This is a genomic window from Actinomycetospora straminea, from assembly GCF_028737255.1.
GTDB classification, from domain to species: domain Bacteria; phylum Actinomycetota; class Actinomycetes; order Mycobacteriales; family Pseudonocardiaceae; genus Actinomycetospora; species Actinomycetospora straminea.
Window position 1 is genome coordinate 1 of sequence record NZ_JAQZAN010000025.1, and the last position, 18,307, is coordinate 18,307.

At 73.2% G+C, this 18,307-nt stretch carries 17 protein-coding genes; 5 read left to right on the forward strand and 12 right to left on the reverse strand.

The window, feature by feature from the left end:
- Nucleotides 1-56 precede the first annotated feature (56 nt).
- From PH190_RS26050 to PH190_RS26060, 3 genes are all read right to left on the reverse strand, one after another.
- Nucleotides 57-866 (reverse strand): serine hydrolase domain-containing protein, encoded by an 810-nt coding sequence (locus tag PH190_RS26050; RefSeq protein WP_274234450.1) that lies wholly within the window; start codon nucleotides 864-866, stop codon nucleotides 57-59.
- Between the two features lie 17 nt (nucleotides 867-883).
- Nucleotides 884-1,792 carry a serine hydrolase gene (locus PH190_RS26055; protein WP_274234451.1) on the reverse strand — a complete coding sequence of 303 codons (909 nt, stop codon included), beginning with the start codon at nucleotides 1,790-1,792 and terminating at the stop codon, nucleotides 884-886.
- 81 nt (nucleotides 1,793-1,873) lie between these two features.
- Nucleotides 1,874-2,749, reverse strand: coding sequence for a mechanosensitive ion channel family protein (locus PH190_RS26060; RefSeq protein WP_274234452.1), 876 nt, complete (start codon nucleotides 2,747-2,749; stop codon nucleotides 1,874-1,876).
- 212 nt (nucleotides 2,750-2,961) lie between these two features.
- Between PH190_RS26060 and PH190_RS26065 the strand changes: the two genes are divergently transcribed.
- Nucleotides 2,962-4,332: a sodium:proton exchanger gene (locus tag PH190_RS26065; RefSeq protein WP_274234453.1), complete on the forward strand. Its 1,371-nt coding sequence runs from the start codon at nucleotides 2,962-2,964 to the stop codon at nucleotides 4,330-4,332.
- Nucleotides 4,329-5,297, forward strand: a complete 969-nt coding sequence (locus tag PH190_RS26070) for a hypothetical protein (protein WP_274234454.1) — start codon at nucleotides 4,329-4,331, stop codon at nucleotides 5,295-5,297. Before PH190_RS26065 ends, PH190_RS26070 begins: the two co-directional genes overlap by 4 nt.
- Nucleotides 5,298-5,316: 19 nt before the next feature.
- Here the strand turns inward: PH190_RS26070 and PH190_RS26075 are convergent, their stop codons facing one another.
- From PH190_RS26075 to PH190_RS26090, 4 genes are read right to left on the reverse strand one after another with little or no spacing between them, the layout of a single operon-like run.
- On the reverse strand, nucleotides 5,317-6,549 hold the full coding sequence (locus PH190_RS26075; RefSeq protein WP_274234455.1) for an ABC transporter ATP-binding protein: 1,233 nt from the start codon (nucleotides 6,547-6,549) through the stop codon (nucleotides 5,317-5,319).
- Nucleotides 6,550-6,551: 2 nt separating this feature from the next.
- Nucleotides 6,552-7,385 (reverse strand): carbohydrate ABC transporter permease, encoded by an 834-nt coding sequence (locus tag PH190_RS26080; protein WP_274234456.1) that lies wholly within the window; start codon nucleotides 7,383-7,385, stop codon nucleotides 6,552-6,554.
- A gap of 3 nt (nucleotides 7,386-7,388) precedes the next feature.
- On the reverse strand, nucleotides 7,389-8,342 hold the full coding sequence (locus PH190_RS26085; RefSeq protein ID WP_274234457.1) for a carbohydrate ABC transporter permease: 954 nt from the start codon (nucleotides 8,340-8,342) through the stop codon (nucleotides 7,389-7,391).
- Complete coding sequence (locus PH190_RS26090; RefSeq protein WP_274234458.1) at nucleotides 8,342-9,643, reverse strand: extracellular solute-binding protein; 1,302 nt, start codon at nucleotides 9,641-9,643, stop codon at nucleotides 8,342-8,344. Before PH190_RS26090 ends, PH190_RS26085 begins: the two co-directional genes overlap by 1 nt.
- Before the next feature lie 235 nt (nucleotides 9,644-9,878).
- Between PH190_RS26090 and PH190_RS26095 the strand changes: the two genes are divergently transcribed.
- Together PH190_RS26095 and PH190_RS26100 are read left to right on the forward strand one after the other, a co-directional pair.
- On the forward strand, nucleotides 9,879-10,907 hold the full coding sequence (locus tag PH190_RS26095) for a LacI family DNA-binding transcriptional regulator (RefSeq protein WP_274234459.1): 1,029 nt from the start codon (nucleotides 9,879-9,881) through the stop codon (nucleotides 10,905-10,907).
- Nucleotides 10,904-12,196, forward strand: coding sequence for a DUF4032 domain-containing protein (locus PH190_RS26100; protein WP_274234460.1), 1,293 nt, complete (start codon nucleotides 10,904-10,906; stop codon nucleotides 12,194-12,196). The genes PH190_RS26095 and PH190_RS26100 overlap by 4 nt, the downstream gene beginning before the upstream one ends.
- A gap of 4 nt (nucleotides 12,197-12,200) precedes the next feature.
- On the opposite strand, the gene PH190_RS26105 is transcribed toward PH190_RS26100, so the two are convergent.
- Together PH190_RS26105 and PH190_RS26110 are read right to left on the reverse strand one after the other, a co-directional pair.
- The gene (locus PH190_RS26105; RefSeq protein WP_274234461.1) at nucleotides 12,201-13,850 is read right to left on the reverse strand and encodes a glycoside hydrolase family 13 protein; all 1,650 of its coding nucleotides are present in this window, start codon (nucleotides 13,848-13,850) and stop codon (nucleotides 12,201-12,203) included.
- Nucleotides 13,851-13,911: 61 nt separating this feature from the next.
- A complete protein-coding gene (locus PH190_RS26110; RefSeq protein WP_274234462.1) occupies nucleotides 13,912-14,412 on the reverse strand; it encodes a hypothetical protein in 501 nt (166 codons plus the stop codon).
- 96 nt (nucleotides 14,413-14,508) lie between these two features.
- Between PH190_RS26110 and PH190_RS26115 the strand changes: the two genes are divergently transcribed.
- Complete coding sequence (locus tag PH190_RS26115; RefSeq protein WP_274234463.1) at nucleotides 14,509-14,901, forward strand: HNH endonuclease; 393 nt, start codon at nucleotides 14,509-14,511, stop codon at nucleotides 14,899-14,901.
- On the opposite strand, the gene PH190_RS26120 is transcribed toward PH190_RS26115, so the two are convergent.
- From PH190_RS26120 to asnB, 3 genes are all read right to left on the reverse strand, one after another.
- Nucleotides 14,898-15,530 carry a TenA family protein gene (locus PH190_RS26120; RefSeq protein ID WP_274234464.1) on the reverse strand — a complete coding sequence of 211 codons (633 nt, stop codon included), beginning with the start codon at nucleotides 15,528-15,530 and terminating at the stop codon, nucleotides 14,898-14,900. The genes PH190_RS26115 and PH190_RS26120 overlap by 4 nt on opposite strands.
- A gap of 174 nt (nucleotides 15,531-15,704) precedes the next feature.
- Nucleotides 15,705-16,535, reverse strand: coding sequence for an aldo/keto reductase (locus PH190_RS26125; protein ID WP_274234465.1), 831 nt, complete (start codon nucleotides 16,533-16,535; stop codon nucleotides 15,705-15,707).
- A gap of 86 nt (nucleotides 16,536-16,621) precedes the next feature.
- On the reverse strand, nucleotides 16,622-18,175 hold the full coding sequence (gene asnB, locus PH190_RS26130; RefSeq protein ID WP_274234466.1) for an asparagine synthase (glutamine-hydrolyzing): 1,554 nt from the start codon (nucleotides 18,173-18,175) through the stop codon (nucleotides 16,622-16,624).
- Nucleotides 18,176-18,307: the final 132 nt, after the last annotated feature.

Sequence of the window (18,307 nt, forward strand, 5' to 3'; positions counted from 1 at the left end):
CTGCCTCAACTCGCCACGCCGTCAGCCACCGTCACCAACGTCCTGGCCGAGTACAGCTAGCCCTCGGCGAGGACGGCGTCGGCGAGGGGCGGCCAGGCGGCCTTGGCCCAGTCACCGAAGTCGCGGTCGGTGAGGGCCACGCACGCGAGACCGGCGTCCGGGTCCACCCACAGGAACGTGCCCGACTGGCCGAAGTGCCCGAACGTCCGCGCCGAGTTCGTCGCCCCGGTCCAGTGGGGCGACTTGCCGTCGCGCAGCTCGAACCCCAGCCCCCAGTCGTTGGGCTTCTGGTGCCCGAAGCCCGGGATCGTGCCGTTGAGGCCCGGGAACGCCACCGACGTCGCCTCGTCGAGCGTCGACCGGTGCAGGAGTCGCGGCGCCTGGAGCTCGGCGGCGAGGCGCAGCAGGTCGTCGACGGTCGACGTGGCGCCGTGGCCCGGCGAGCCGTCGAGGGTCGTCGACGCCATGCCGAGCGGGGCGAGGACGGCCTCGTGGAGGTAGTCGGCGAACCCGATGCCGGTGGCCTCCTCGATCGTCGTCGCCAGCACCTCGAACCCCGCCGACGAGTACAGCCGCCGCGTGCCGGGCTCGGCGACCGCGCGGTGCTCCCCGAACGCCAGCCCCGAGGTGTGGGCGAGCAGGTGGCGCACCGTCGACCCCTCCGGCCCGGCGGGCTGGTCGAGGGTGATCGCCTCCTCCTCGACCGCCACCAGCGCCCCGACGGCCACGAGCGGCTTGGTCACCGACGCCAGCGGGAAGCGCCGGTCGGTCGGGCCGCGGGTGCCGCGCACCGTCCCGTCGGCCGCCACCACCCCGGCCGCGGCGTGCTCGACGGGCCAGTCGTCGATCTGGGCGAGGCTCTCCACCCGCGCGAGACTAGGGGTCAGCCGGCGAGGGCATCGCGGGCCGCCGCCGCCGCGTCGTCGAGCAGCGTGCGGGCGGCGTCGTAGCCGCGCGGCTGGTTGGACAGGAGCACGACGACGTAGCGCCCGTCGGCGTCCGGGAAACCGGCCGAGTGCAGGTCGACGCTCGACCCGATGCAGCACAGCCACCCCTGCTTCGCCACCGCGCTGCCGCGCCGGGTCGGATCGAGCAGGCCGAAGCCCTGGTCGAACCCGTCGGCGGCCGTGGACGGCGCGTCCGCGAGCGACTGCATCACGAGGTCATGGTCGGCGGGCGCGAGCCGGGTGGTGACGAAGGCGTAGAGCGCGGCCACGTCCCGCGCCGAGGTCCGGACCTCGCCCCACTGGGACGTGTCCGCCGGCGGGCTGGTCTCCGCGAGACCGAGCATCGACGCCACCCGGTCGATGCCCGCCGGGCCGCCGTAGGTCGACCACAGCGCGTTCATCGCGTCGTCGTCGCTGAGGCTGAGCGCCCGACGGAAACGGTCCTCGTCGTCCGGCGTCGTCGTCAGCTGACCGGCCTCCCGGCGGGTGAGGATGTCGACGATCGTGAAGAGCTTGGCCACCGACGCCGCCCGCAGCGGGGTGGCGCCCTCGTCGTTGGCGGCCGTCTGTCCCGTCGTGCGGTCGAGGACGGCCACGCCGAGGGTCACACCACCGCGCTCCTGAGCCGCCGCCGCGGTGGCGTCGACGGCCGCCCGGGCCCGGGACGGCGCGGGGGCCGGGCTCGCCGCCGGCGGCGGCACGACGGCCGGCCGGGGCGGCGGGGAAACGACCGGCGCCGCGGCCGGCGGGGGCGGGCCGCCCATCGCACATCCGGCGGCCAGCGAGGCGGCGACGAGCACCGTGGCGGCGAGCCGGGTCCCGCGGCGAGGGCGACCAGCGATCACCACCTGATCGTGCTCCCGGCCATGTGTGATCCGCGCGTCCGACACCCGCCGGAACGGCACAGATCACATCTCGGGACCTCCTCAGGCCCCGGCGGGCGCCAGCACCACCTCGTCGGCCCGCAGCGCCGCGACGACCCGCTCGGTCATCGCACGCTGGACCGCCCACTGCCGACCGGGCTTCGTCCGCGCGGTCAGCCGCAGCGTCAGGCCCGACGCGGACAGCGACTCGACCCCGAGCACCTGCGGCCTCTCCAGCACGTCCGCGCCGTGCCCGTGCTCGTCGATGCCGGCCACCGCGGCCGCCTCGGCGATCGTCGCGGCGCGGGTGACGTCGGTGTCGATCGCCAGCGGGAGGTCGACGACGGCCACGGCGTGGTCCTGCGAGCCGTTGCCGACGCGCTCGATCGTCCCGTTGCGGACGTACCAGACCATGCCGGTGACGTCGCGGACCGTCGTCGTGCGCAGCCCGACCCGCTCGATGGTGCCGATCGCGTCGCCGAGGTCGACGTGGTCGCCGACGCCGTACTGGTCCTCGAGCAGCATGAAGATGCCCGACAGGAAGTCCTTGACGAGGTTCTGCGCGCCGAACCCGATCGCGAGCCCGAGGACGCCGGCCGAGGCGAGCACCGGCGCGAGGTTCACGCCGAACTGGCCGAGCACCATCATGAACGCGGTCCCGAAGATCAGGATCGTGGCCGCGTTGCGGATCACCGACCCGACGGTCCGCGCCCGCTGCGCCCGCCGCGCGGACCCGAAGGCCTCGATCCGGTCGGCGTCGGAGACACCGCGGCGGCGGCGCACGAGCGAGAGCAGGCCGGGCACGCCGGCGCCGGCGGCCACGTGCCCGATGACGCGGTTGACGACGAAGCGCAGGACGACGGCCACCAGCACGATGACCGCGACGGCGACGCCGGTGTGGACGAGCCCGTCGAGGCTCAGGGCAGGGGTGAACGGCACGGCGACCACCTCGGGGAGCGGGGAGCGGGACGGGTTGCCGGCGCGCCACCGTGCCGCAGGACCCCGACTCGCAGCAAACCCGGTGCGCACAGGCCCGGCCGGCCCGCCGGTCCGGGGCCGCTCGGAGGTACGCCGTGGCGGGCGGACGTGTGATCGATGTGATCGGCGCGTCGGACGGGTGTGGGAGTCGGGTGGCGGGTAGAGAACCGGACATGACGTCCAGCAGCGCGGGCACGGCCCGTCGCGGTGACCGATCCCCCCTGCTGGTCGCGGTCGCCGTGGCCGTCGCGGTGCCGGGGCTCGTGCTGCACATCGCGGGGATCTCGCTGTCCCACCCCGTGGACGCGCTGCTCTACGGCGTCGCGATCGTCGGCGCGGCGTTCCTGCTGTCGTGGGCCGCCGAGGCGGCGCAGGTCGACATCTCCGCCGGGCTGGCGATCGCGCTGCTCGCGCTGGTCGCGGTGCTGCCCGAGTACGCGGTCGACTTCGTCTTCACCATCCAGGGCGGCGAGGCGTACGCCCAGTACGGGCCGACGTGCCTGCCGCCGGGCTCCACGGAGCAGTCCCCTTGCGGCCTGGCGCTGGCCAACATGACCGGCGCCAACCGGATCCTCGTCGGTGTCGGGTGGGCGCTGGTCGTGCTGCTCGCCGCAATCCGCCTGCGCCGCGGCGGCGCCGACGCCGGCCAGGAGGGCGGCGCCGGCACGTCCCACCGCGAGGGCCACGCGACGCGCGTGACGCTGCAGCGCACCGACGCCGTGCCGCTGGTCTTCCTGCTGCTCGCGACGGTCTACTCGCTGACCCTGCCGCTGCGCGTCAGCATCACCCTGGTCGACACGGTCGTCCTCGTCGGCATCTTCGTGCTCTACAGCATCCGGGTGGCCAAGGCGCCGGCCGAGGACCCCGACCTCATCGGCCCCTCCGCGTGGGTGGGGCGGATGGACGCCGGCAAGCGCCGGACCGGCTACATCGGGTTCTTCGTCGTCGCCGCGGTGATCATCGTGCTGTGCGCCGAGCCGTTCGCCGACTCGCTCGTGCAGACCGGCACCGAGCTCGGCATCAGCCAGTTCTTCCTCGTCCAGTGGCTCGCCCCGCTGGCCTCCGAGGCGCCCGAGCTGCTCGTCGCCGGCCTCTACGCCTGGCGCCTCAAGACCACCGACGCGCTGGCGACCCTGGTGTCGTCGAAGGTCAACCAGTGGTCGCTGCTCGTGGGGACGCTGCCGATCGTGTTCGCCCTCTCGGCGGGGTCGCTCAACGGCCTGCCGGTCGACACCGTGCAGCGCGAGGAGCTGCTCATCACCGCCGCGCAGTCGCTGTTCGCGGTCGCGCTCCTCGTCACGCTCTCGATCACGGTGTGGGGCGCGCTGAGCCTGCTCGGGCTCTTCGTGGCCCAGTTCGTGCTCGCCGCGACGCTGCCACCGCCGCTGCAGGAGCTCGAGCTGCTCATCCTCTCGGGTGTCTACCTCGGCGCGGCGATCGTGCTGTTCGTCCGCCAGCGCCACGCCCTGGTGCGGCTCGTCCGCGACGGGCTGCGCACGCCGTACGCGCAGCTGACCGAGACGGCCGGGTCGAGCACCAAGTGAGCACACGTCTGGCCGTCCTGCTCGTCCACGGCGTCGAGAGCGCGGGCGACCAGTACGCCGACCGCGCCATGGCGCTCATCGGCGACGAGTTCGAGCGCATCGCGGGCGTCCCGGCGTCGGAGGCGCTGGTGATGGAGCCCGCGTTCTGGGCGCCGGTGTTCGAGGAGGGCCAGGAGCAGCTCAGCGACCGCATCGCCGGCCAGGGGTCACGGTGGCTGGTGACGATGCTCGACAAGCTCGCGGCGCAGGCGAGTCAGGGCTCGACGCTGGCGCTGCTCGCGGCGGCGTCGACGGCCGGCCTGCGCTGGCTGCCGGGCTTCGGCGACGCCCACTTCCCCACGCTGCGCTGGCTGATCGTGCACTACCTCGGCGACGCCGTGGCCTACCACTCGGGCACCGACGGGACCGGGCACTACGAGGAGGTCCAGGCCATCCTCGCCGCGTCGCTGCACGAGCTGGCGCGCAAGGCGGGCCCGGACGCGCCGCTCGCGGTCCTGGGGCACAGCCTCGGCAGCGTCGTGTCCAGCGACTTCCTCTACGACCTGCAGGGCGTGCCGGCCGGGACCCCGCTCAGCCGGGCGGCCCGGGGGATCCTCGGCGACACCCCGCTCGAGCGCGGCGAGACCCTCGGCTGGTTCTACACGCTGGGCAGCCCCCTGGCCCTGTGGGCGCAACGCCACCCCGATTTCGGGGTGCCGCTGCAGGTCCCGAGCGCCTCGTTCGGGGCGTGGCATCCCCGGCAGCGCGGCGAGTGGGTCAACGTCTACGACCCCGACGACGTCATCTCCTCGCCGCTGCGCCCGCTCAGCGACCTGTGGGCCAAGGCGGTGACCGAGGACCGACGCGTCACCGTCGGCCCCTGGCCCCTCGGCGCGACACCGCTCGCGCACCCGTACTACTGGAACGACCGCCGGGTGATCACGCCGATCGCCTCCCAGCTCGCCCAGGCCTGGCACCGTCTCTGAGCCCGCCGGCTCAGACCGCTCAGACCTTCGCCCGCTCCACCTGGTCGACCCGGTCCTCGGCGGCCATCTCGGTCAGCTTGCGGCCGGCCTCGGCGTCGCGGGTGAGGTTCTCCCCGGTCTTGGGGTCGAAGACGTGGATCTTGCGGGTGTCGAGCCAGAACTCGGCCTCGCGGCCCTCGCGGATGCGGCTGGTGGAGTCGATCGACACGACGGCCTGGGTCCGGAGCTGGTCGGAGTCCAGCTCGCGGGAGAGCTCCTTGAGCTGCGCGGCCACCTCCTCCGGCGCCTCGTACGGGATGTAGGCGTACTGCGCGTCGCCGAGCCACTCGGTGACGTCGACGCGCGCGGTGAACGTCGACCCGTGCGGCTTCTTGGCCTCGTCGACGAGGCTCGCGTCCTCGAAGTACTCGGGGCGGATGCCGACGAGCAGCAGCTCGTGGCCCTTGACCTTCTCGGCGCGCTCCTGACCCAGCTCGACCTGCCCGAACGGCGTCGAGAGCGCGGTGCCCTCGACCGTGGCGGGCAGGAAGTTCATCGGCGGCGAGCCGATGAACCCGGCGACGAAGAGGTTGACCGGCTGCTCGTAGAGCTCGCGCGGCGACGCGACCTGCTGGATCACGCCCTTGCGCAGCACGCAGACGCGGTCGCCGAGGGTCATGGCCTCGGTCTGGTCGTGGGTGACGTAGACCGTCGTGATCCCGAGGCGCCGCTGCAGGCGCGCGATCTCCGTGCGCATCTGCCCGCGCAGCTTGGCGTCGAGGTTGGACAGCGGCTCGTCGAAGAGGAACGCGTCCGCGGCGCGCACGATCGCCCGGCCCATGGCGACGCGCTGGCGCTGGCCGCCGGAGAGGTTGGCGGGCTTGCGCTGGAGGTGCTCCTTCAGCTCGAGGACGCTCGCGGCCTCCTCGACGCGCTTGCGGACCTCCTCGTCGGGCACCTTCGCCAGCCGCAGCGGGAACGCGATGTTCTCGTAGACGCTCAGGTGCGGGTAGAGCGCGTAGTTCTGGAAGACCATCGACAGGTTGCGGTCGCGCGGCGCCTTGTCGTTGACCCGGTCGCCGGCGATGACCATGTCGCCCGAGGTGATGTCCTCGAGCCCGACGATCATCCGCAGCAGCGTCGACTTCCCGCACCCCGACGGTCCGACCAGGATCATGAACTCGCCGTCGGCGATGTCGAGGCTCACGTCGTTCACGGCGGGGTAGCCGTCGCCGTACTGCTTGACGATGTGGCTCATCTCGATCGAGGCCATGGTTATCCCTTCACGGCGCCGTTGGTGAGACCGGCGACGATGCGTCGCTGGAAGAGCAGGACGAGGAGCACGACCGGGATCGTGACGATGACCGCGGCGGCCGCGATCGGCCCGTTCGGTGACTCGAACTGCGAGGCACCCGAGAACAGACCGAGGGCCGCGGGCACCGGACGGGCCGCCTCGGTCGACGTCAGCGAGATGCCGTAGACGAAGTCGTTCCAGGCGAGGAAGAACGCGATGATCGCCGTGGTGAACACGCCCGGCGCGGCCAGCGGCACGATCACCTTGCGGAACGCCTGCCACGGCGTCGCCCCGTCGACCTGCGCGGCCTGCTCCATCTCCCACGGGATCTCGCGGAAGAAGGCCGACAGGGTCCAGATCGAGATCGGCAACGTCAGCGACAGGTACGGGATGATCAGGCCGGGCCAGGTGTTGTAGAGCCCGATCTGGCGCCACAGGTTGAACAGCGGCGTGACGATCGAGATCACCGGGAAGATCGCGACCGCGAGCGCGGTGGACAGGATCAGCTTCTTGCCCGGGAACTCCAGGCGCGCGATCGCGTACGCGGCGAACATCGAGAGCAGGCACGAGATGAACGTCGCGATGAGGCAGATGCCGAACGAGTTCACCAGCGCCGGCAGGAACAGCCCCGCCGCGTCGCCGACGAGGATCTGCTCGTAGTTCTCGCCGGAGAACGCGGTGGGCAGGAACTGCCCGTTCGCGATGTCGTCCGACGACTTGAACGACAGCGAGATGATCCACGCCACCGGGAAGAGGCAGTAGACGATGATGATCAGGCCGCCGATACCCCAGCCGACCTTCTCGCGGGTGGACACCGGCTACTCCCCTCGCGCCTGGGACAGGTCGACCTTGAAGCCCTTGATGAACAGGGCACTGATCAGCACCACCGACAGGAACAGCAGCACCGACACCGCCGACCCGAGCCCGATCTCGACGCGCTCGATCGTCTGCCGGTAGGCCAGGAACGAGACCGTCTCGGTGCCGTTCGCGCCGGCGGTCATGACGAACACCGAGTCGAACACCCGGAACGCGTCGAGGGTGCGGAACAGGACGGCGACCATGATCGCCGCCTTCATGTTCGGCAGCGTCACCCGCCGCAGGCGCTGGAACCACGTCGCGCCGTCGACCTTGGCCGCCTCCTGCAGCACGTCGGGGACCTGCGCGAGGCCCGCGAGCAGCAGCAGCGAGATGAACGGCGTGGTCTTCCAGATCTCGGCGAGGCAGATGACGAACAGCGACAGGCCCTGCGTGCCGAACCAGTCGGTGTCCGCCGTGACCCCCGGGACCCAGGAGAACCACGAGTTGACGAAGCCGGAGTCGACGCTGAACGCGAACTGCCACGCGAACGCGGAGACCACGGTGATGACGGCGTAGGGGATGAGGATCACCGTGCGCAGGACCGGCCGCAGGCCCCGCAGGGCGTTGAGCATGACCAGCGCCAGCCCGAACCCGAGGACCAGCTCGACGGCCACCGTGACGACGGTGATGAAGGCCGTGACGCCGAACGAGGTCCACCACACCGAGTCGGTGAGGATGACCCCGTAGTTGCCGAGCCCGACGAACGAGGAGTTCTCCGGGTCGGTGAGGCGGTAGTCGAACAGCGAGTCGTAGACCGCCTGGACGATCGGGTACGCCGTGACCAGCAGCATCACGACGAACGCGGGACCGGCCAGGTACCAGCCGAGCCGGCGTTCGGCCCTCGTCTTCTCGTTCAGCCCGCCGTCGCGGGTGGGGTCCACCGCGCTGGTGGGCCGGTCCAGGGTGGCGCTCATCAGAGGAGTGCCTCCTTCCTCAGCACCGCGGTGATGAGGGCCGTGGCGGCCTCGTTGGTCGGGCCGGGCACGACCGCGTCCGGCGGGTGGAAGGTCCGCTGGATACCGCCGGAGACCTCGGCGTAGTACGCGGTCTGCGGGCGGGGCGCGGCCTGGGTCAGCGAGTCGCGGATGGTCGGCGCCATCGGGAACTCCGCGACGACCTCCGGGTCGCTGAACACCGAGATGCGCGACGACGGGTTGCCGTTGGAGACGAAGTAGTACGCGGAGTTCTCCGGGCTCGTGATGCAGGTGGTCGCGTCGTAGGCGAGGTCCGGGTGGTTGCTGAACGCGCCCACCCCGAGGTTGATGCCGCCCAGCGGCGGCGCGCTCGGCCGGTCCGGCAGGGTCTGCGGGTAGATCGTCCAGCCGTAGTCGTCGGGCACCGACTGCGGCAGCGTGCCCTCCTCGACCGCGGACTTCGCCTTCCCCCAGATGAAGGGGTAGTTGACCATGAACGCGGCGGAGCCGGACTGGAAGGACTCGGCGTTCGTGTCCTCGTCGGACGTCGGGAACCCGGGCGGCGCGACGCCGGCGGCCCCGTAGGTCTGCAGGACGCGGGCCGCCTCGAGACCGGGCGGGGCGTTCAGCCCGAGCTGGACGAGCTCCGGGTTCTCCTCGCCGACGTTGGTGATGATCGAGCCGCCGCTGGACTCGATGAGCGCGTTGACCCACACCGTCAGCGACTCGCCCCGCGTGCCCTGCGCGGCGATCTGGGTGCGGGCCCGCGAGGCGGCCTGGATGATCTGGTCCCAGGTCACCGGCCGGTTCATGTCCAGGCCCATCTGCGCGACCGCGGACTTGCGGTACCAGAGCAGCTGGGTGTTGGCCCAGAACGGCACGGCGACGAGACGGCCCTGCCAGGTCGACGCCTCGACCGAGCTCGGCACGCGGTCCTCGCGGGCGGCCGCCTCGACGGCGGGCGGCATCGGGGCGAGGAAGCCGGCCTGCGCGAACTCCGGCACGTAGGGCGGGTCGATGCTCATGATGTCGATCGACGAGTCGTTCGCCGCCAGGCGGCGCACGAGCTGCTGGCGCTGCTCGGAGGCCTGCCGCGGCAGGGTCGACGTCACGATGCTGTAGCGCCCGCCGGACGCCGCGGTGCAGCGCGCGGCGATCTCGGCCTGGCCGCCGTCGTCGGGGTTGATGTACCACGTGAGCACGGGCGGGCCCGGCGGCGCCGAGCTGCACGCGGCGGCCAGCGCCGCGATCACCGCGACCGCGACGGCCACGGCCGTGAGCCGCCGTCGTTGGTGGCGCATCCGTCTCCCCTCCCGGCACCCACACGTGTTGGAACCGCTTGCGGTGGGAGCGTGGTGATGCGGGTCTCACAAGTCAAGCACCGAGAGCGACCGGACGGTGGCTGTGGGACGTCTGGGGCAGTTGGCTGGCTCCTCCGGCCCTGGCCGTCCGAGCAGCCCTGGAAGCGCTTGCGGGTCGGTGCCATGCTGCACGGCTGTGACCGGGGACACGCGGGGGACGAGGGCGTCCACACCCGTGCCCGGCCCGCCGCGGATCACCCTCGACGACGTCGCCCGCCGCGCCGGGGTCTCGACGGCCACCGCCTCCCGGGCCCTCGGCGACCACCCGCACGTCGCCGCGGCCACCCGCGCCCGGGTCCGCGAGGCCGCGGAGGAGCTCGACTACGTCGCGTCCCCGGAGGCCACGCGGCTCGCCGGCGGGCCGACCGGGCGCGTCGCGGTCCTCGTCCCGCACCCGTCGCGCTGGTTCTTCGGCGAGCTGCTCGAGGGCCTGGAGGCGGCGCTGCGGGCCGCCGACCTCGACCTCGTGCTCTTCCGCGTCGGCGGCCCCGAGGAGCGCGCCGCGTTCTTCGCCCGGCTGCCCGCGCGGCGCAAGGTGGACGCCGTGGTCGTGCTCGCCTTCGCCGTCGACGAGATCGAGCACGCCCGGCTCGCCTCGCTCGGCGTGGACGTCGTCGCCGCGGGCGGGCGGGTGGCGTCGTACCCGTCGGTGGGCGTCGACGACCACGTCGCCGGCCGGCAGGCGATGGACCACCTCATCCACCTCGGGCACCGGCGCATCGGGATGATCGCCGTCGAGGACGTCGGGCGCCTCGCCCCCGATCCCGACGGGCGGACCTCCGCCTGGCGCGCCGCGCTCGACGACGCCGGGATCCCGCCCGACGACGACCTCGTCGTCACCGTGCCCTGGGGCGGCGAGGGCGGCGCCGACGGGATGGCGCGCCTGCTGGGGCTGCGCTCCCCGCCGACGGCCGTGTTCGCCCACGACGACGAGACCGCCCTCGGCGCGATCCGCACCCTGCGCCGCGCGGGTCTGCGCGTCCCCGAGGACCTGTCGGTGATCGGCGTCGACGACCACCCCCTGGCCGCGCTCACCGACCTCACCACCGTCGCCCAGCCCGTCCGCGCGCAGGGCCGCCGCGCCGGCGAGCTCGTCGTGGCCGGCCTGCGCGGGGAGCTCGCGGACGGGGTGCCGCCGGCCGAGCTCCTGCCCACCCGTCTCGTGCTGCGCGGCACCACCTCGCCCCCGGGAGCCCCCCGATGACCGCACCGGACCTGCGCCTGCGCGCCCCCTCCCCCGGGCTCATCGCCCTGCCGTGGGATAGGCCCCTCGCCTCCTGGTCGCCGGAGACCGTGCCCCTGCGCGAGCTGCCGGTCGGGCCGAGTCGCCACCTCGTGCGGTTCGTCGAGGTCGACGGGACGCTCTGGGCGCTCAAGGAGCTGCCGCCGCGGATCGCGCGCCGCGAGTTCGACGTCCTGCGCCACCTCGAGGCCACCGGCCTGCCGGCCGTGCGCCCCGCCGGGCTCGTCACCCAGCCCGACCACGACTGCTCGATCCTGCTCACGCGCTACCTGACCGGGTCGTGGCAGTACCGGCGGCTCATCGCGCGCCTGCCCCCGAACCGCCCCGCGCAGCGGTCCCGGCTGTTCGACGCCATGGTCGGCCTGCTCGTCGAGCTGCACCGCCACGGCGTCTACTGGGGCGACTGCTCGCTCGCGAACACCCTGTTCTCCCGCGACGGCCAGCTCTTCCAGGCCTGGCTCGTCGACGCCGAGACCAGCGAGGTCCACCCCGCGCTGTCCGACGGCCAGCGCGCGATGGACCTCGACATCCTCGTCGAGAACGTCGCCGCCGGGATGACCGACCTGGCCGCGAGCCTGGGCCGCCCGCCCGAGATCGAGCCGCAGCTCATCGAGGAGGCGATGGGGCTGCCGGCGCGCTACGAGGCGCTGTGGGAGGTGCTGCACGGCCAGGCGCAGTTCGCGTTCGGCGACCGCTACCGCGTCGAGGGGACGGTGCGCGAGCTCAACGACCTCGGCTACGTCGTCGACGAGGTGAGCCTCGCCCCCGCCGACGACGCCGACGGCGGGGTCGTGCGGCTGCGCGTGGCCGTCGGCGAGCGCACCCACCACGCCCGCTACCTGCGCGAGCTCACGGGCCTGCAGGTGGGCGAGGGCCAGGCGCGCATCCTGCTCGGCGACCTGCGCGCCCACCAGCGCACCATCGCCCGCGAGCATCCCGAACGCCGGATCACCGAGGACCAGGCGATCGCGAGCTGGCTCCACGACGTCCTGACCCCGGGGATGCGCCGCGCCCACGCCGCGGTCCGCCACGTCGGCACGGCCGTGCAGGCCTACTGCGACCTGCTCGAGGTCCGGTGGCTGCTCTCCGAGCAGGCCGGCGCCGACGTCGGCACCGACCGGGCCCTCGAGGCGCTGGCCGAGCGCGCGCCGACCGACTCCGCCGCGCGCTCGGTCGTCGTCGACACCGCGTCGGACCTCCCCGTCGTCGAGGCCGACCCCGCGGTGCCGGACGTGCCGCCGGAGTGGTGACCGCTCAGGACACCCGCAGCCACACCGCCGCGTCCGCGCCCAGCCGGCCGTCCTCGAGCGGGACGCTGGTGAGCAGGACCTCGTCGTGCGCCGGCAGGTCGACGGGCTCCGCGCCGAGGTTGACGACGCACGCGAACCCGGGCTCGCGGCGCAGGTGCAGCACGGCGTCGCCGGGCGCGGAGACCCACGCCAGCTCCCCGTCACCGAGCGCCGGGTCCGCGCGCCGGAGGCGCAGGACGGTCCGGTAGAGCTCGAGCACCGAGTCCGGGTCGCCCTGCTGCCGGTCGGCCGCGTAGGCGTCCCACCCGGCGGGCTGGGGCAGCCACGGCGCGTCCGCGCCCTCCGGGCTGAAGCCGGTCGACGCGCCGTCGGTCGCCGACCACGGCAGCGGCACGCGGCAGCCGTCGCGCCCGCGCACGGTGTAGTCGGAGCGCCGCCAGGTCGGGTCCTGGAGGGCGTCGGAGGGGATGTCCTCGACCTCGGGCAGCCCGAGCTCCTCGCCCTGGTAGACGTACATGCCGCCCGGCAGCGCGGCCTCGAGCAGCAGCGCGGCCCGCGCGCGGCGGGCGCCCAGCGCGACGTCGGTGCGGTCGTCGCGGGCCACCGTCGACGTCGGGACCTCCTCGACCTCGCGCGTGGGGCGCCCGTAGCGGCTGGGGTGGCGGACGACGTCGTGGTTCGACAGGACCCAGGTCGCCGACGCGCCGACCTCGCGCAGCCGGCCGGTGGTGGTGTCGATCGTCTCGCGCAGCGCCGCCGGGTCCCAGGGCGCGACGAGGTAGTCGAAGTTGAACGCCGTGTGCAGGCGGCCCGGGGCCACGTAGCGGGCCAGGCGGTCGGGGGCCGGCGTCCAGGCCTCGGCGACGAACATGCGGTCGCCCGGGTACTCGTCGGCCACCCGCCGCCACGCCTCGTAGATCTCGAGCACGCCGTCGCGGTCCACGTACGGGTGCCCGCCGGGCGGGTAGCTGCGCCCCAGCTGGTCGGCGGCGTCGGTGAGGTCGGGCAGGTCGGGGTCCTTGACCAGCCCGTGCGCGACGTCGATGCGGAACCCGTCGACGCCGCGGTCGAACCAGAACCGCAGGACCGCCTCGAACTCGGCGGCGACCTCCGGGTTCGCCCAGTTCAGGTCGGGCTGGCCGGGGTCGAACAGGTGCAGGTACCAGGACCCGTCCTCGACGCGCGTCCACGCCGGTCCCCCGAAGTGGGAGCGCCAGTTGGTCGGCGGCTCGGCGCCGTCCGGACCACGGCCGGGCCGGAACACGTACCGGTCCCGCGCGCCCGGCTCGTCGGCCAGCGCCGCGCGGAACCAGACGTGCTGGTCGGAGGTGTGGTTGGGGACGATGTCCGGGATCAGGCGCAGCCCGTGCTCGTGGGCGTCGACGATGAGCTTCTCGGCGTCGCTGACGGTGCCGTAGGCCGGCTCGATGGCCCGGTAGTCGGCGACGTCGTAGCCCGCGTCGGCCTGCGGGGACGCGTACCAGGGGTTGATCCACAGCGCGTCGACCCCGAGCTCGGCGAGGTAGGGCAGCTTCTCGCGGATCCCGGCGATGTCCCCGATCCCGTCGCCGTCGGCGTCGGCGAAGCTGCGGATGTAGACCTGGTAGATGACGGCCTCGCGCCACCAGGGCGTGTCGGAGGGCGTGTCGGTCACCGGGCGACTCCTGGATCGATCGTGGACGGCTCACCCTCCACGATGCCCGATGGCCGCCCGATCAGGCGTTCGCCGTGGCGCGCACCTCGACGTCGTCGTCCTCGTCCTCGTCACCGACCTCGTCCTCGTCCTCGTCGACGTACTCGTCGTCGAGGTCGTCGGCGTCGTCCAGGATCTCCTCCGGCGACGGGGCCTCGTCGATGCCCTCGGGCGCGCGGCGGGCCCGCAGCCGCTCGGTGGCCCGGCGCAGCGCCTCGAGCGCCTGCGCCGCGATGCGCACCACGAACGCGAGGAAGACGCGGGCCTGCTCGAGGAGGAACGCGACGGCCGCGCCGGCGCGGCCGGACGAGCCATCCGCCCCGGACGACTCCTCGCGCGGGCGCGGGCTGCCGCTGCGCTCGCCGAGCCGGTCGGCGAGGTCGTCCACCTTCTCCACCGCACGGTCCACGACGGCGGCCAACAGGCGACCGGCGATCACGGGCAGCATGCGGCGGGCGGCCTCGCCGAGGATCGGGCCGCTCACGGAGGACGGGCGGGGGGCGGTGCCGTTGGTGGTCATCACGGCCTGACGCTAGGCCCGGATCGGGGGCTGGACACTCCGCCGTCGGCACCCACCGCCCCGGCACATGCCCCACCGGAGCGCGCATCCGGTGGCACCATGGAGGAGATGCGGCAGCCCGGGCGACGCGAGCGGCTCGTCGCCGCGCAGGAGCGCGACGGCGACACGTGCCTGTGGTGTGCGCGCCCGCTGACCGGGGGCGTCGGGGCGACCACCGACCACGTGGTGCCCAAGGTCAAGGGCGGCCCGTCGTGGCTGGAGAACGAGGTCGCCGCGTGCCGCCGGTGCAACGGCGAGCGCGGGCACCGTGGCGCGGTGGAGTGGCTCGAGGAGTGCGAACGCCGCGGGTGGACGCCCGACGCGGCGCGGCTCGAGCGGGTGCTGGTGTCGCTGGTGGCGGCGATCGGCGAGCGCGGCGGGCAGCGCCGGGCGCGCCCGCACCTCGACGCCCAGCTGCGCCGGCTGCGCAAGCGGTTCCCGGCGGCGGCCTAGTCCCCGTACGCGGCGTCGAAGAAGGCGAGCTCCAGGTCGACGGCCCGGGCGAACAGGGTGGCCATGCGCTCGCGGGTGGCGTGGTCGGCGTCGGCGGCGACGCGGTCGGTCTCGGTGCGCAGCAGCTCGACCCAGGCGGTGAACGCGGAGCCGCGGTGCAGGTCGATCCACTCGGCGTGCAGCCAGTCGCGCGGTGACGGCTCGGGGCGCGACGCCCAGTCGAGGTAGAGCCACTCCGCGACGAGGAGCACGGTGAGCGCCTCGGCGTACGAGCCGGAGGAGCGCGCCTCGTCCATGAGCTCGAGGAAGCCCCGCGTCGGGGGCAGCGGGTCGACCGGGGCCGTGGCGCCGAGACGGGTCAACGCGCGGCCGAAGTAGTCGTCCTCGTCGCCGGCGACCAGCCCGAGCTGGCGGGCGATGGCCATGCGCGGCGGGGTGCGGTCCGCCGACGCGACGGCCGCGCCGAGCAGGGCGACGAAGCGGTCGAGGAACAGGGCGTCCTGGGCGAGGTAGCGCGCGAGCACGTGGTCGTCGAGCCGGCCCGACCACAGTTCCTCGACGAAGCGGTGCCCGACGGCCGCGTTCCACGTGCGCGCGGTCGCGGCGCGCTGCTCGTCGGCGAAGCCCACCCCGACCTCCTCGTGAGCCGGCGGATTTCCTGATGTCTGGCGCCAGTGTGGACGCCAGGCTGGCACGACCCCGTGCACATGGCACGGCCCGGTCATCGGCGGGCGGGGGCTTCCGCCGATGACCGGGCCGCGGGGGCGCCCCGGCCGCGCGGGGGGCGGCCGGGGAAACGTGTCCTAGCGGTCGAACTCGTCGGGGTCGGGGCCGATGCGCTCGGCCTTCTCCATCCCCTCGATCTTCTGCATCTGCTCGTCGGAGAGCTCGAAGTCGAAGATCGCCATGTTCTCCCGGATGCGCTCAGGGGTGACCGACTTCGGGAAGATGATGTTGCCGATCTGGACGTGCCAGCGGAGCACGACCTGCGCCGGGCTCTTGCCGTGCGCCTGCGCGATCTCGTCGAGCTCCGGGGCGTCGAGCAGGCCCTTGCCCTGGCCGATCGGGCTCCACGCCTCGGTGCGGATGCCGTGGCGCTCGTGGTACGAGCGCAGCGCGGCCTGCTGCATGTGCGGGTGCAGCTCGATCTGGTTGATCGCCGGCACCGTGTCGGTCTCCTCGAGGAGCCGGTCGAGGTGGTGCGGCTGGAAGTTCGAGACGCCGATGGTGCGCGTCTTGCCGTCGGCGTGCGCCTCCTCGAAGCCCTTCCACGTGTCGACGTAGAGGTCCTTGCCGGGCAGCGGCCAGTGGATGAGGTAGAGGTCGACGAAGTCGAGGCCGAGCTTCTGCAGGCTCTCGTCGAGCGCCGTCTGCGCGTCGAGCCGGCCGTGGTTCGAGTTGTTGCACTTCGTCGTGATCCAGAGGTCGTCGCGCTGCAGGCCCGACTTCGCGATCGCCTCGCCGACCTCGGCCTCGTTGCCGTACATCTGGGCGGTGTCGATGTGCCGGTAGCCGGCGTCGAACGCCTGCTGCACCGTGTCCGCCGTGTCCGACGGGTCGATCTGGAACACACCGAACCCCAGCTGGGGAATCGTCGCGCCGTTGTTCAGCTCGATACCGGGGACATCGCTCATGACCGGCGGATACCCCGGGTGGTCCGGAACTCAACCACCGGACGGACGGTGACGCCCGCCCCGTCGACGGGGCGGGCGCCCACCGATCACGCCGTCGCGAACGCGCCCAGGGTGCGGTCCGGGCGCACGCCCCCGAACGAGCGGTGCCAGGTCCGGTAGTAGGCGATCTCCTCGTCGCTGCGCAGCGCCCAGCCGTGCTCGACCGCGGGGGGCTCCGCGTCCTGCGCGCCCTCCTTGGTCTTCTCCTTCTCGACGAGCGCGGAGAGCACGTCCTTGGCGCCGGAGCCGTCGCCGAACTGCTCCTTGCCGCGCCAGACGATGTCGTAGGGCACCATCCCGTCGAACGCCTCGCGCAGCAGCTGCTTCTCCACGCGGTCGTGGATCTTGAGCTTCCACTCGGCGGGCAGCGCCAGCATCTCGCGCATCACGGTCGCGTCGAGGAACGGCACGCGCGCCTCGAGCCCGTAGTTCATCGTCGCCCGGTCGCAGCGCTGCAGGTTGAGCTCGTGGAGCATCTCGATCGAGCGCACGAGCTCGGCCTGCAGGGTGTCCGGCGTCGAGAACTCCTCGCTGTGCACGTACTCGTAGCCGGCGAACAGCTCGTCGGCGCCCTCGCCGGTGAGCACCACCTTGACGTGCTTGACCGCCTCGCGGGCGAGCAGCAGGTTCGGCACCGCCGAGCGCACCAGGGCCGGGTCGAAGTGCTCGATGACCGTGACGGCCTCGTCGAGCGCGGACTCGAGGTCGTCGGCGGTCGGCACGATCTCGTGGTGGTCGGTCCCCAGGTACTCGGCGACCGCGCGGGCCGCGAGCAGGTCCGCCGAGCCCTCGGTGCCGACCGCGAAGGTCGGGAGGCGCTCGCCCTTCTCGTCGGCGACCTTGACCGCGACGGCGGCGACGATCGCGGAGTCGAGCCCGCCGGAGAGGAAGACGCCGACGGGGACGTCGCTCATCATGTGGCGGCGGATCGAGTCGGAGAGCACGTCGCGGATGTTCCCGAGGTCCTCCTCGGTCCACTGCTTGTCCGGCGCCAGGCGTGCGGGACGGACCTCGACCGGCACCGCGTCGGCGAAGCGGACCATCGCGCCCTCGGCGACGTCGCCGGCGACGCCGGGCGTCCAGACGTGCCCGGGCGGGAAGGCCTCGACGAAGGGCTGGTCCTCGGGGTCGAACGCGCGCAGCTCGCTGGCGAAGATCGTCACGCCGTCGAGGCGCGCCCAGTACAGCGGCTTGATGCCGATCGGGTCGCGGGCGACGGCGCCGCGACCGTCGGTGTGGGCCATCGCGAGGGCGAACATGCCGCGCACCTCGTGGAGGGCGGCCGAGCCGTCGCGCAGGACCAGGCGGAACGCCGACTCGGTGTCCGAGTCGGTCGCGAACCGGACCTCGGAGAGGACGTCGCGGATGTCCTCGTGGTTGTAGATCTCCCCGTTGCCGACCACGAAGGCCGAGTCGGTGTCGTCGGCGATGGGCTGCTTGCCGCCGGTGACGTCCATGATCGAGAGACGCTGGTGGCCGAGCCACGCGTTCTCCAGCTGCACCCGGCCGGTGTCGTCCGGCCCCCGGTGGTGGATGCGGGCGAGCATCCGCTCGCACTTGTCAGGATCGATCTCTCCGTACGCCGCGACGATTCCGCACACGGTGCGTCCCACATCCTCAGTGTTCTCGACTGGACCACGGTCGGGCCGTAGAGCACATTCCAGACAACCATCGGACGCGCGACTGCGCATCAAACCGTCGCCTGTGTCACCGCTCTTTAACGATCCCTCACA

What these genes read in the sequence shown, in the direction of transcription:
- PH190_RS26065 (WP_274234453.1), top strand. Translation starts at nt 2,962, where the DNA reads ATGACGTCCAGCAGCGCGGGCACGGCCCGTCGCGGTGACCGATCCCCC.
- PH190_RS26100 (WP_274234460.1), top strand. Translation starts at nt 10,904, where the DNA reads ATGACCGCACCGGACCTGCGCCTGCGCGCCCCCTCCCCCGGGCTCATC.
- PH190_RS26075 (WP_274234455.1), bottom strand. Translation starts at nt 6,549, where the DNA reads ATGGCCTCGATCGAGATGAGCCACATCGTCAAGCAGTACGGCGACGGC.
- PH190_RS26115 (WP_274234463.1), top strand. Translation starts at nt 14,509, where the DNA reads ATGGAGGAGATGCGGCAGCCCGGGCGACGCGAGCGGCTCGTCGCCGCG.
- PH190_RS26085 (WP_274234457.1), bottom strand. Translation starts at nt 8,342, where the DNA reads ATGAGCGCCACCCTGGACCGGCCCACCAGCGCGGTGGACCCCACCCGC.
- PH190_RS26125 (WP_274234465.1), bottom strand. Translation starts at nt 16,535, where the DNA reads ATGAGCGATGTCCCCGGTATCGAGCTGAACAACGGCGCGACGATTCCC.
- PH190_RS26090 (WP_274234458.1), bottom strand. Translation starts at nt 9,643, where the DNA reads ATGCGCCACCAACGACGGCGGCTCACGGCCGTGGCCGTCGCGGTCGCG.